The organism is Novosphingobium sp. BAM6 (assembly GCF_057784955.1).
In genome coordinates this window covers 540,458-552,099 of sequence record NZ_JBYNTR010000001.1, presented here as the reverse complement: position 1 = coordinate 552,099, position 11,642 = coordinate 540,458, and the positions used below count along the sequence as shown (strand labels likewise).

14 protein-coding genes are annotated in these 11,642 nt (G+C 63.7%); 3 read left to right on the top strand and 11 right to left on the bottom strand.

Going from position 1 to position 11,642, the window contains the following annotated elements:
• Nucleotides 1-56: 56 nt before the first annotated feature.
• The 7 genes from rseP to AC3EC3_RS02660 form a co-directional block, all read right to left on the bottom strand.
• On the bottom strand, nt 57-1,442 hold the full coding sequence (gene rseP, locus AC3EC3_RS02690; RefSeq protein ID WP_488488142.1) for an RIP metalloprotease RseP: 1,386 nt from the start codon (nt 1,440-1,442) through the stop codon (nt 57-59).
• A 1-nt stretch (nt 1,443) separates the two neighbouring features.
• Nucleotides 1,444-2,601, bottom strand: coding sequence for a 1-deoxy-D-xylulose-5-phosphate reductoisomerase (locus tag AC3EC3_RS02685; RefSeq protein ID WP_488488141.1), 1,158 nt, complete (start codon nt 2,599-2,601; stop codon nt 1,444-1,446).
• Nucleotides 2,598-3,317 (bottom strand): phosphatidate cytidylyltransferase, encoded by a 720-nt coding sequence (locus tag AC3EC3_RS02680; RefSeq protein ID WP_488488140.1) that lies wholly within the window; start codon nt 3,315-3,317, stop codon nt 2,598-2,600. Before AC3EC3_RS02680 ends, AC3EC3_RS02685 begins: the two co-directional genes overlap by 4 nt.
• Nucleotides 3,304-3,993: a polyprenyl diphosphate synthase gene (gene uppS / locus AC3EC3_RS02675; RefSeq protein ID WP_488488139.1), complete on the bottom strand. Its 690-nt coding sequence runs from the start codon at nt 3,991-3,993 to the stop codon at nt 3,304-3,306. The genes AC3EC3_RS02680 and uppS overlap by 14 nt, the downstream gene beginning before the upstream one ends.
• Before the next feature lie 31 nt (nt 3,994-4,024).
• Nucleotides 4,025-4,582, bottom strand: a complete 558-nt coding sequence (gene frr / locus AC3EC3_RS02670; RefSeq protein WP_260921623.1) for a ribosome recycling factor — start codon at nt 4,580-4,582, stop codon at nt 4,025-4,027.
• A 3-nt stretch (nt 4,583-4,585) separates the two neighbouring features.
• Nucleotides 4,586-5,308, bottom strand: a complete 723-nt coding sequence (gene pyrH / locus AC3EC3_RS02665) for a UMP kinase (protein ID WP_260921622.1) — start codon at nt 5,306-5,308, stop codon at nt 4,586-4,588.
• Nucleotides 5,309-5,420: 112 nt separating this feature from the next.
• Nucleotides 5,421-5,861: a winged helix-turn-helix transcriptional regulator gene (locus tag AC3EC3_RS02660; RefSeq protein WP_488488138.1), complete on the bottom strand. Its 441-nt coding sequence runs from the start codon at nt 5,859-5,861 to the stop codon at nt 5,421-5,423.
• A 55-nt stretch (nt 5,862-5,916) separates the two neighbouring features.
• On the opposite strand from AC3EC3_RS02660, the gene AC3EC3_RS02655 reads away from it, so the two are divergent.
• Complete coding sequence (locus AC3EC3_RS02655) at nt 5,917-6,525, top strand: NAD(P)-dependent oxidoreductase (protein WP_488488137.1); 609 nt, start codon at nt 5,917-5,919, stop codon at nt 6,523-6,525.
• Between the two features lie 401 nt (nt 6,526-6,926).
• Here the strand turns inward: AC3EC3_RS02655 and tsf are convergent, their stop codons facing one another.
• The gene (gene tsf, locus AC3EC3_RS02650) at nt 6,927-7,850 is read right to left on the bottom strand and encodes a translation elongation factor Ts (RefSeq protein WP_488488136.1); all 924 of its coding nucleotides are present in this window, start codon (nt 7,848-7,850) and stop codon (nt 6,927-6,929) included.
• A 158-nt stretch (nt 7,851-8,008) separates the two neighbouring features.
• Nucleotides 8,009-8,761 (bottom strand): 30S ribosomal protein S2, encoded by a 753-nt coding sequence (gene rpsB / locus AC3EC3_RS02645; RefSeq protein WP_488488135.1) that lies wholly within the window; start codon nt 8,759-8,761, stop codon nt 8,009-8,011.
• Nucleotides 8,762-9,174: 413 nt separating this feature from the next.
• Between rpsB and AC3EC3_RS02640 the strand changes: the two genes are divergently transcribed.
• Nucleotides 9,175-9,501, top strand: a complete 327-nt coding sequence (locus AC3EC3_RS02640) for a hypothetical protein (protein WP_488488134.1) — start codon at nt 9,175-9,177, stop codon at nt 9,499-9,501.
• A 199-nt stretch (nt 9,502-9,700) separates the two neighbouring features.
• On the top strand, nt 9,701-9,982 hold the full coding sequence (locus AC3EC3_RS02635) for a hypothetical protein (protein ID WP_488488133.1): 282 nt from the start codon (nt 9,701-9,703) through the stop codon (nt 9,980-9,982).
• Here the strand turns inward: AC3EC3_RS02635 and AC3EC3_RS02630 are convergent.
• Nucleotides 9,906-10,733, bottom strand: coding sequence for a CDP-alcohol phosphatidyltransferase family protein (locus tag AC3EC3_RS02630; RefSeq protein ID WP_488489177.1), 828 nt, complete (start codon nt 10,731-10,733; stop codon nt 9,906-9,908). The two genes, AC3EC3_RS02635 and AC3EC3_RS02630, sit on opposite strands and share 77 nt — an antisense overlap.
• 68 nt (nt 10,734-10,801) lie before the next feature.
• The gene (locus tag AC3EC3_RS02625) at nt 10,802-11,551 is read right to left on the bottom strand and encodes a phosphatidylserine decarboxylase (protein WP_488488132.1); all 750 of its coding nucleotides are present in this window, start codon (nt 11,549-11,551) and stop codon (nt 10,802-10,804) included.
• Between the last annotated feature and the right edge of the window lie 91 nt (nt 11,552-11,642).

The window sequence follows — 11,642 nt, the reverse complement described above, 5'->3', positions numbered from 1 at the left end:
AGGCAATCAAGCAAGCAAAGTCGGCAAGAGTATGTCGCTGGTGAAATTTCTCCAGGCTATCCACCGAATATCGGCAGCGAAGCCAGATCATTGACGGTCACGAACAGCATGAGCGCGAGTACCAGCATCACACCGGTACGGATAGCCCATTCCTGACTGCGAGCCCCCAGCGGCCTGCGACGAACGAATTCGGCCACGTAGAAAGCCAGATGTCCGCCGTCCAGCCCTGGGATTGGCAGCAGGTTGATGAATGCCAAATTAATCGAAATCAGCGCCACGAAGTTGACGAACTCCGGCCAGCCTAGACTGAACTGCTCACCAGAATATTTCGCGATCTTGATCGGGCCGCCCAATTCCTTGACCGAACGCTCGCCGGTAACGATCTGACCAATTCCATCCAGCATCGTGCGCATCAGCGACACGCTCTGCGACGAGGCGAGCCCAACCGCTTCGAACGCTCCGACAGGCACTATCCGTCCGGGACTGTTGGCAATCCCCAGTCGTCCGATGGCGATCTTGCGCCCTTGCTCATCAAGAGCAGATGCAGTTTCGAGATGCACCTCCATCGACATCGACTGCCCACTTCGGTCAATCACGACATTGACCGTACGCCCCGGATTGGGAGACACCGCGGCGATCAGATCCATGAAACTTCGCACCGGACTGCCATCGACTGCCACGATCCGATCTCCGATCTGCATGCCGGCATACTCGGCTGGCGAATCCTTCGAGAAACGACCAATCACCGCAGGCATGTAATCCACGCCAAGGTCAGCAACACGCGCGACATTACCGAATTGGTCGGAAACTTCCTGCGCAGACAAATGTACCGGCAGCACAAAGTCACGCCCATCCCGCTCAATCGCCAGCGGCAGTGTTCGGCCAGGGTACGGCGCCACCAGAGGCGCAATGTCGGTAAAACTGGCGACCTTCTGCCCGTCCACCGCAAGAACGCGATCCCCGACACGCAGCCCTGCGTCGCGGGCGTCCGAATGCTGCGCGAAACCCAATACCACCGGGTCCGCCTCAACTCTGCCATAGCCATAATTGAAGGCCGCAAAGACCGCGATGGCCAGCATCAGATTCGTCAACGGTCCCGCGAGCACGATCAGCGAGCGCTGCCACAGTGGCTTGGCATGAAATGTCCGTGCCCGCTCGGCAGGGGTCAGCCCATCCTCGCGTGGCGAGGGAGCACTCGACGGATTCATGTCGCCTGCGAACTGAACATAGCCGCCCAGCGGCAGCATCGACAGTTTCCACCGCGTCCCGCGCCGGTCAGTCCATCCAACGATCTCGCGACCGAATCCGATGGAGAAGGCATCAGCCTTCACTCCGAACAGGCGACCGACCAGATAGTGCCCCAGTTCGTGGAACAGCACCAACGGGCCGAGCACCAGAGCAAAGGCAAAGACGGTGGTCAGCAATCCGGGTGCGCTCGTCATATCAGGTCGCCTCGGTCAATTCGCGCGAACGGAAACGCGCCTCGGCATCCACAGCGAGTACGTCGGCAAGGGACTGCGGCGGAGGCGGCGCATAGCGGGAGAGGACATCCTCCACTTGTGCCGCAATACGCGTGAATGAAATGTGACCATCGAGGAACGCGGCCACCGCAATCTCGTTTGCAGCGTTCAAAACGGCTGGAATCGCCCCACCGGCCAAAGCTGCCTCACGCGCCAGACGCGTCGCCGGAAAGCGCACTTCATCTGGCGCCCGAAAGGTAAGCTCACCAATCGCCGCAAGATCCAGGGGCGCGCACGGGGTTTCCATACGCGCGGGGTAAGCCAGGGATGAGGCGATCGGCACCCGCATGTCGGACGGCCCCAGTTGTGCCAGCGTCGATCCATCGCGGTACTCGACCATCGAATGCACGACCGACTGCGGGTGAACGATGATCCGAAGCTTGTCGAGGCCGACGGGGAACAGATGATGCGCCTCGATCAGTTCGAGCCCCTTGTTGAACATCGTCGCCGAATCGACGCTGATCTTGGCGCCCATCGACCAGTTGGGATGGCGGACCGCTTCTGCCGGCGCCGCCCTTGCCAGTTGCTCGGCCGTCCAGTCCCGGAACGGGCCGCCGCTGGCTGTCAGCGTGATCCAGCGCACATCCTCAAGATCGTTGCCCTGCAGACACTGGAAAATCGCGTTGTGTTCGGAATCGACCGGCAGCAGTGTTGCCCCGTGCCGCGCCACCGCCGCCGTCATGACTTCGCCCGCAGAGACAAGTGCCTCCTTGTTGGCCAGTGCGATCACCCTGCCGCGCTCGATCGCCGCCATGGTGGGCTCAAGCCCCGCGCAGCCGACGATGGCCGCCACCGTCACCTCGGCATCACGCGCGGCAGCCTCGACCAGAGCGGCAGGACCGCCAGCCGCTTCGATGCGACTGCCGGACAGGGCTTCGCGCAGAGCAGGCAGGCAGGATTCATCTGCGACAACCGCCAATTCCGCAGCGAACTCCCGCGCCAGCTTTGCCAGTTCAACAGCATTGCCATTGGCAGTCAACGCGACAACCCGCCAGTTCGGGCGATCACGGCGAATCAGATCAAGCGTCGAGGCACCGATCGACCCGGTCGCGCCAAGCACGGTGATGGACCGGAGGCTCATAGATATCCACCTGCACGCAGCGCCGCGAAATAGAGCCCGAGCACAAAGCACAGCGCCAGCAGACCGTCGACACGATCAAACAGGCCACCATGCCCCGGTATCAGGCCGCTGGAATCCTTTACGCCGGCGCGGCGCTTCATCCAGCTTTCGAAGAAATCGCCGGTCTGCGCGACCACGGCGGCCAGCGCGCCCTCCAGCACTGCTGCGCCGACTATGGCAGTGGTCAAAGGATACCCAGCCCACCAGAAGCTGGCGACCATGACCGCGCCTGCCAGAATCATTCCTCCGATCAGCCCCGCCCAGGTCTTGGACGGACTGATACGCGGCGCGATCTTGGGTCCACCAAAGGTGCGCCCGCTGAAATAGGCGCCGACATCGGTCGCAATGACGAGCCCGAGTAGCACGAGCACCGCCATGCCCCCCATCGGCGCATCACGCAGCAACGCCAACGCTGCCGCAGCGACGACCACGTAGACGACGCCCGCTGCGTTCCACAGGCCGCGCTTCACCGGACTTGGCGTAATCGCGTGAACGAGCCGCACCCATTCCCAGAACACACCCGCTGCTACCGCGATCACGAAACCACGCCAGAACAAACCGCCCAGCCATAGGGCGCTACCGGCGACCGCCAGCATCACGATCGCGGAAAGGGTGCGAACCTTGAGGTCGGACTTGCGCCCTTCGACCTTGGCCGAAATTCGCTCAGCGTCCGCCATAACGGCGCTCCCGATTTCGGAAATCGTCGAGCGCCTCACGCAGATGCTCGACCGTAAAGTCCGGCCATAGCACTTCGGTGAACATCATTTCGGCATAGGCAGCCTGCCACAACAGGAAGTTCGACAGGCGCACTTCACCCGAAGTGCGGATCAGCAAGTCAAGCGGCGGCATATCCGCCGTATCGAGTTGCGCGGAGATGCTTTCCGGCGTGATCGGCCCGAGTGCAGCCGCCTTGGTCGCAGCACGGGCGATTTCGTCCTGCGCGCCATAGTTCAGCGCGACGGCCAGCGTCGTACCGGTATTCGCGGCGGTCTTGGCCACCGCACCGTCGATCAGTTCGACCAGATCGGGGCGGAAAGCACGGTAATCGCCGATGATCTTGAGACGCACGCCGGCGGCTGCGAACTCGTCGAGGTCGGACATGATGAAGCGCTTCATCAGGCCCATCAGGTCCGAAACCTCGTCCTCAGGACGACGCCAGTTCTCGGTGGAGAAGGCATAGAGCGTCAGCGCTTCCAGCCCCAGTTCGCGGGCGCCGCGCACGATCCGGCGCACCGCCTCCACGCCGCGTTGGTGGCCCAGCGCGCGCGGAAGATGGCGCTTCTTCGCCCAGCGCCCGTTGCCGTCCATGATAATGGCGACATGCCGGGCGCCCACGACGTCCTTCTTGGCCATCAGGCCTCCCTCACCCCGCAGAAACCCGACATCACTTGCCGAGGATTTCCTTTTCCTTCGCGCCGAAGACTTCGTCCAGCGACTTGATGATGTCGTCGGTCAGCTTCTGGACCTCGGTTTCGCCGCGCTTGCGCTCGTCTTCCGAGATTTCCTTCTTCTTCTCGTCCGCCTTGAGGTTCTCGATACCGTCGCGGCGAACGTTGCGCACGGCAACGCGGGCCTTCTCGGCATAGGAGCTGGCGAGCTTGGCCAGCTCCTTGCGGCGCTCCTCGGTCAGGTCGGGGATCGGCAGGCGCAACGTGTTGCCGTCGTTGATCGGGTTGAGCCCCAGCCCTGCCGAGCGGATCGCCTTTTCGACCGGGCCGATGTTCGACTTGTCCCACACCTGCACCGAAAGCATGCGCGGCTCAGGGGCCGAGAGTGTGGCGACCGACGTGATCGGCATGGCGCTGCCATAGACCGTCACCATGATCGGTTCGAGCAGCGCGGTGTTCGCGCGGCCCGTGCGCAGACCCGAGAGGTCATGCTTGAGCGCTTCGATCGCGCCGCTCATGCGACGCTCGAGATCGGCCTTGTCGTACTTTGCCATGGTTCAGGCTCCTTTTTGGACGAGCGTCTGGGTGCCTTCACCGGCGAGAACGCGGGCCAGATTGCCCTTCTCGCGGATCGAGAACACGACGATCGGAATATCGTTGTCGCGGCACAGGGCCACGGCGGAGGCATCCATCACCTTCAGATTGTCGGCGAGGACACGGTCATAATCGACTGTATCGTAACGGGTCGCAGCCGGGTTCGTCTTGGGATCACAGTCATAGACGCCATCGACGCTGGTGCCCTTGAGCAACGCGTCGCACTTCATCTCGGCGGCGCGCAGGGCCGCGCCCGAATCGGTGGTGAAGTACGGTGCGCCGACGCCTGCCGCGAAAATCACCACTCGCCCCTTTTCGAGGTGACGCTCGGCACGGCGGCGGATCACCGGCTCGCAGACCTGATCCATCTGCACCGCAGACTGCACGCGCGTTTCCACGCCGAGCTGCTCCAGCGCATTCTGCATCGCCAGCGCATTCATTACCGTCGCCAGCATGCCCATGTAATCGGCCTGCGCGCGGTCCATGCCCTTGGCAGCACCGGCCATACCCCGGAAGATATTGCCGCCGCCGATGACGAGGCAGACCTCGAGACCGGTCTCCTTGGCCGCCTTCACTTCCTTGGCCATCTCGGACACGAAGTCCGGGTCGATACCAAAGGGCTGGCTGCCCATCAGAACCTCACCCGACAGCTTCAGCAGGACGCGTTTGTAGCGGGGGGCACTCATGGTTTCAGGTTCTCCTGGGGGACAGACGGCCCCGGCTGTAGGAGCGTGCGGCGCCCTTGCCAAGGGGTTGCCCTGTGGAAGGCGCTCCTCTGGACCATGGAGGCCTCTCCGCTCAGCCGTTCAGACGCTCCATCTCGACATCGTAGGCCACCCTCGCCAGCGCCACCTGCCCCATCCGCCGCTCGGCCCAGTCGATCATCGCGCGCAGCGAATCGAGCAGTTCGGCACCCAGCGGCGCGATGGCGTAGCTGACCGAAACCGGCACCGTGGGCACCACCTGACGCAGCACCAGCCCGTCCCGCTCCAGCGAGCGCAATGTCTGGCTGAGCATCTTCTGCGAAATCCCCTCTATCCGCCGCCGCAGTGCGTTGAAGCGCATCTCCCCTCCGCCCAGCGTGGTCAGGATCAGCACGCTCCATTTATCGGCCACCCGGTCGAGCAACTGCCGCGTCGGGCAGTCGGCAGCGTAGACATCGGGCGCCCGCAAAGGGGCCACGCGGTCCAGCGTGGTTACTTCCGGGTGACCCGGTGCGAGCAAAGTGCCTTCTTGCATGGGCGCACTCTCTATCACACCTGGTCACTATCAGTAACCACCAAGGAGACACTTCATGAAGATTGCCGTCCTCGGCGCCAGTGGCCGCGCCGGATCGCAGATCGCCCTCGAAGCCGCAGTGCGCGGTCACGAGGTGCTCGCCCTCGCCCGTCACCCGGAGAAGATCCCGACTGCCTCGGGAATCACACCGCTTGCGGCCGATGCCAGCGATCCCGAAGCCCTCGCCCCGTTGATCGCCAGGTGCGATGCCGTTATCAGCGCGCTGCATTTCGACGTGACCGCCGAAACACTGCTCTCCGCCATCCGCAGCGCCGGGGTTCCCCGCCTGCTGGTGACGGGCGGCGCGGCCAGCCTGCTCGGCCCCGATGGCCAGCGCCTGATCGATTCGCCGGAGTTCCCGGCAGAGTGGAAGCCCATGGCGATGGGCGGCATCGCCTTTCTCGATGTCCTCAAAACGACGACCGACATCGACTGGACCTTCTTCTCGCCCGCCGCGCTGATCTTCGAGGGCGAACGCACCGGCCACTATCGCACCGATACCGATCACCTCGTCACCGATGCGCAGGGCGAGAGCCGCATCAGCTTCGCCGACTACGCCATCGCCATGGTCGACGAACTGGAGGCCCACAAGCACGGCCGGGCACGCTTCACCGCCGCCTACTGAAGCCCCCGCCGCTACAGCAGGCCACATCGCAAGGTGACACTCTGGTTGACACAGTTGACACGGTTCAGGGCCGAAATGTCACCTTGGCCTGAACCGGCGGATTTCAGCCCTTTAGCTGTCACCTTGCCCGCCGGAAGTGTCGCCTTGCCATCCCCGCAAGGTGACACTTCGCACGCAGCGTTGCGCACAAGCACACCTGCCCCCGCAGGGTGAAAGTCGGCATCGTTCGGCAAGAGGCGGGCGGCAAGGTCCATCGCCCGGCATCCTACCGCGAACGATGCCCTGTAGGAAAACGGACGCGGCGTAGACCACGAGGCCCGAGGGCACAGAAAAAGGGCCGGGAAGCCATCGCTCCCCGGCCCTTTTCGATTTCGGTGATCCCGAAGGATCAGCCCCGACGATCAGCCTGCAACAGCAGCGGCGACCTCGGCGGCGAAGTCCGTGACTTCCTTCTCGATGCCTTCGCCGAGCTGGAAGCGCACGAAGTCCTTGAGGACGATCTTGGCACCGGCTTCCTTGCCGGCAGCCGCCACGACCTGGTCGATCGGGGTCTTGTTGTCCATCACGAACAGCTGCGAGAGCAGTGCGTTTTCCTTGGCGTACTTGGCGATCGCACCGTCGACCATCTTGGCCTGCACGGCTTCCGGCTTGCCCGATTCGGCAGCCTTCTCTTCGGCGATCTTGCGCTCGCGAGCGATCAGATCGGCGTCGAGGTCGTCAGCGTTCAGTGCGAGCGGGAAAGCTGCAGCGATGTGCATGGCGATCTGCTTGCCCAGCGTGTCGAGCACGTCGGCGGGCGCCGACGATTCGAGCGCGACGAGCACGCCGATCTTGCCGAGGTTCGGTGCGGCGGCGTTGTGCATGTAGGGAACGATCAGGCCTTCCGAGACCGAAACCGTCTTCATGCGGCGAACCTGCTGGTTCTCGCCGATGGTCGCGACGTTGTTGGTCAGCGCGTCGCTGACGGTGCCGCCGGTCGGATAGGCAGCAGCCTTGAGCACTTCGACGTCATCGCCGTCCACACCCAGCGCGACTTCGGTGGTCTTGCGCACGAAGTCCTGGAACTGGTCGTTCTTGGCAACGAAGTCCGTCTCCGAGTTCACCTCGACGGCAACGCCGCGGGTGCCGGTGACGGCCACGCCGACCAGGCCTTCAGCGGCGGTGCGGCTCGACTTCTTGGCGGCAGCGGCCAGACCGCGGGCGCGCAGCGCGTCCACGGCGGCTTCGAGATCGCCACCGGTTTCGTCGAGGGCCTTCTTGCAGTCCATCATGCCGGCGCCGGTGCGCTCACGCAGGTTCTTCACGTCTGCTGCGGTGTAAGCCATCGCTCAAAATCCTCTTGTCTGGTCAGGCCCCGCACAAAGGAGGCCCGTTAGGTTCATTCCCGTAAAAGTACGGGACCCTGAATATGGGTTGCGCGCCGGGCCCTCGTGGACCCGGCGCGCGACAATTCCACGACGAAGTTGTCGTCGCCGGGAGCCTATCAGGCTTCGGCGGTTTCCTCGACCGGGGCGTCCATGGCGCCGAGGTCGATACCGCTGTCGATCACGCCGTCACGGTGGCCCTTGGTCGCAGCCTGCGCAATGGCCTCGCAGTAGAGGCGAACGGCGCGGCTGGCGTCGTCGTTGCCCGGAACCGGGAACGCGATGCCCTCGGGCGAGACGTTCGAGTCGAGGATCGCCACAACCGGGATACCCAGGGTGTTGGCTTCCTTGATCGCCAGGTCTTCCTTGTTGGCGTCGATCACGAACATCACGTCCGGGATGCCGCCCATGTCGCGGATGCCGCCGAGCGACAGCTCGAGCTTGTCGCGCTCGCGCGTCAGCTGAAGGACTTCCTTCTTGGTGAGACCGGCGGTGTCACCCGAAAGCTGCTCTTCCAGCGCCTTGAAGCGCTTGATCGACTGCGAGATCGTCTTCCAGTTGGTGAGCATGCCGCCCAGCCAGCGGTGGTTGACGTAGTGCTGGCCGCAAGCCTTGGCAGCCTGAGCGATCGGCTCCTGCGCCTGGCGCTTGGTGCCGACGAACAGAACCTTGCCGCCAGCCTGCACGGTGGCCGAAACGAAGTCGAGCGCGCGGGCCATTAGGGGCACGGTCTGCGACAGGTCGATGATGTGGATGCCGTTGCGCGCGCCGAAGATGTACGGCTTCATGCGCGGGTTCCAACGGTGGGTCTGGTGACCAAAGTGTGCGCCAGCTTCGATCAGCTGCGACATGGTAACGACGGGAGCCGCCATAAATACTTCCTTTTCCGGTTCAACCTCTGGGATGCTGGAACCGTGCGGTAGCCCGAAGGCCCTGATCCGCTGCGGCACCGGTATGTGTGCATCCCATGTGGAGTGCCGACCCGATTCGCGTACCGACAATTCGGCGCCAAGGGATCGAACGCGGGCCCCTTACGCGCAAATGCCCGCCAACGCCAGCACCAATTCACCGCAGCCACCACACCTGCCGCCGCGAGATGCCCGGTAAATCGCGACAAGCCGGGAACGCGGCCATTGCTGCGGCTTTCACCTGTGGAAAACACGCAATAGTTAACGGATCGCAAAGACAGTCCGCCCTCCGGGTCGGACGAGATGGAAAGGGGGAATGGTCGCCCGAGGTGGCCATTCGGGGGCATCATGACTGCGATTGCAGGAAAGGAACCTCGATGACCGCCCTCGCCCTGATCCTGTTCGCCACCGCTGCCGTGATCTGCATCGTCTTGGTCCGCCGGACAGTGCTTGCCAACGGGTCGGCCATCCACACCCTCTACCGCGAATGGCTCAGGCGGCAGGAACCGCTGCACCTCGAAGCGCACTGGCTCGATACCGCGCGTGGCCGTCAGGCCAATACGCGACGTCAGAGGGTCCGTGCATCCGGGCAAGCAGACAAACCGGCTGGCACGAACCCCTCGGGGCGCCATCACAAGGCGATTCCCAAGCCCGTCACGCATCGCCTGCATCAGACCCGCCACCGTCAGGACGATGCCGCGTAAACCGGATAACGCCCTAAAATCGCGTTGTTCTTTCTTGAGACATAAAGCTTGTTCCACCCTTGTTCCGCATTTTGCTTGACAAGGATGGAACAAAAACCGAACAACGGCACATCGGAACATTCAGAGAACCAAGTACCAATCACCCAGTGGCAGACCGCATTGGACAATGCGATGGAGCCCGAAGGCAAAGGATCAGGTCATGACTGCGTTCGCCGCCAGCCTCTTCACGCTCGCAGCCCTCTTCTCGGGGCTCGTCATCGCTCTGGCATGGTTGACCCATGGCCGCAGGGCGCTCGGCCTCGGCAGCCGCATCGCGCATTGCTCCGAAGAGCTGGTCGTCACCTGGAAGCGCGTCGAGCGCGTGGCCCTGCCGACCTCGGCACAGGCCCCACGCCCGCGCGGGATCAGTGGGCGCCGTCGCCCGGCAACGGTACGCTCGCCTCGGCTGGAGTGGCTTTCGCCGGAAAACCTTGCCGCTTGACGCGCAGATAGGTGATCAGGCCCAAGGGCAGCAGCGCGAGGTAGAAAACCGTCAGGCCGACCAGCGTCAGCCAGGGCTCGATCAGCAGCGCCGAGACGGTCAGGCCGACCAGCGCGATCAGTCCGATACGCACACCGCGCGGCGGACTGAGACGCGACCAGCTGAGCGTCGGCAGGTTCGAAATCATCAGGAAAGCGTTGATCAGCATCCACAGGCTCACCACCACAGGGTTGGCGAACTCGGGACGGCTGGTGCCGATCCACAGGTACATCGGCAGGAACGCCAGGCCAGCGCCCAGCGGTGCCGGAACGCCGGTCAAGAACCCCGCCGACTTGTGCGGCTGGTCCAGCATGTCGAGCCGCGCATTGAAGCGCGCCAGACGCAGAACACAGCAAATGGCAAAAGCGAGCGCCGCAATCCAGCCCAGCCCCGGCAGAGCATTGAGCGTCCACAGGTAAACGATCAGCGCCGGCGCCACACCGAACGAGATCGCATCGGCAAGGCTGTCAAGTTCCGCACCGAAGCGGGTCTCGGCCTTGAGCAGGCGCGCGGCGCGCCCGTCGATCCCGTCGAGTAGCGCCGCAACGATCACCGCCTGCACCGACTTTTCGAAATCTCCGGCAATCGCAAAGCGGATACCGGTCAAGCCGGAGCAGAGCGCCGCTGCCGTGATCGCGTTGGGTACGATGGCCCGAACCGACAGTCCCGCAGCAAGACGCCGACGCGGCCAGCGACCTCGGGCATCGTACATGTCAGCGGCATCGTCGAGCATATCGTCCTCGAAGCCATCCGCCGCCTGACCGCTCTCCCCGCGATCGATCACTGCGCGATGCCTTCAATCACATTGTCCGTGCCGATACGGCCCAGCACGGTTTCGCCCGCAACGATCTTCTGCCCCATCAGCACCAGCGGCTCGGTGCCTGCCGGCAGATAGACATCGACGCGGCTGCCGAAGCGGATCAGACCTACGCGCTGACCGGCAGCGACAATATCGCCCGGCTTGACGAACGGCACGATGCGGCGCGCGACCAGACCTGCAATCTGCGTAAAGCAGATCCGCACGCCATCGCTGCGCTCGACGAGGATATGCTGACGCTCGTTCTCCTCGCTCGCCTTGTCGAGGTCGGCATTCACGAACTTGCCGGGAATGTAGACGACGCGGCGCACGGTGCCGCCGATCGGCGTGCGGTTGATGTGAACATCGAACACGCTCATGAAGATCGAGACGCGCGTGACCGGCGTGGCATCGAGCGGACGCGTGCCGCTGCCATCGTCCATGGTCATCTCGCGCGGCGGCGCAACCTTCTGAATCAGCGTAACGAGGCCATCGGCAGGCGCAACAATTGCCGAATCATCCTGCGGCGTAACACGCACCGGATCTCGGAAGAACGCCAGAACACAGTAAGTGAGCACGGCCAGCGGCCAGCCGAACCACGGCCCCCACAGAATCCATACCACCAGCGCTACCGCACCGGCGATCGCACCGAACTTGCGGCCTTCGGGGTGAACCGTCGGCCAGCGCCAGGACGCTTCGCCGCGCCCCTGATTATCGAGAATATCGTTGGACATCGTGTGCATCTACGGGCTCCGCGAAAGGACCGCAATGGGCGCGGGCACGAAGAGCAGATGTGAGCCGACGAGACCGGGTACAAACCGGAAA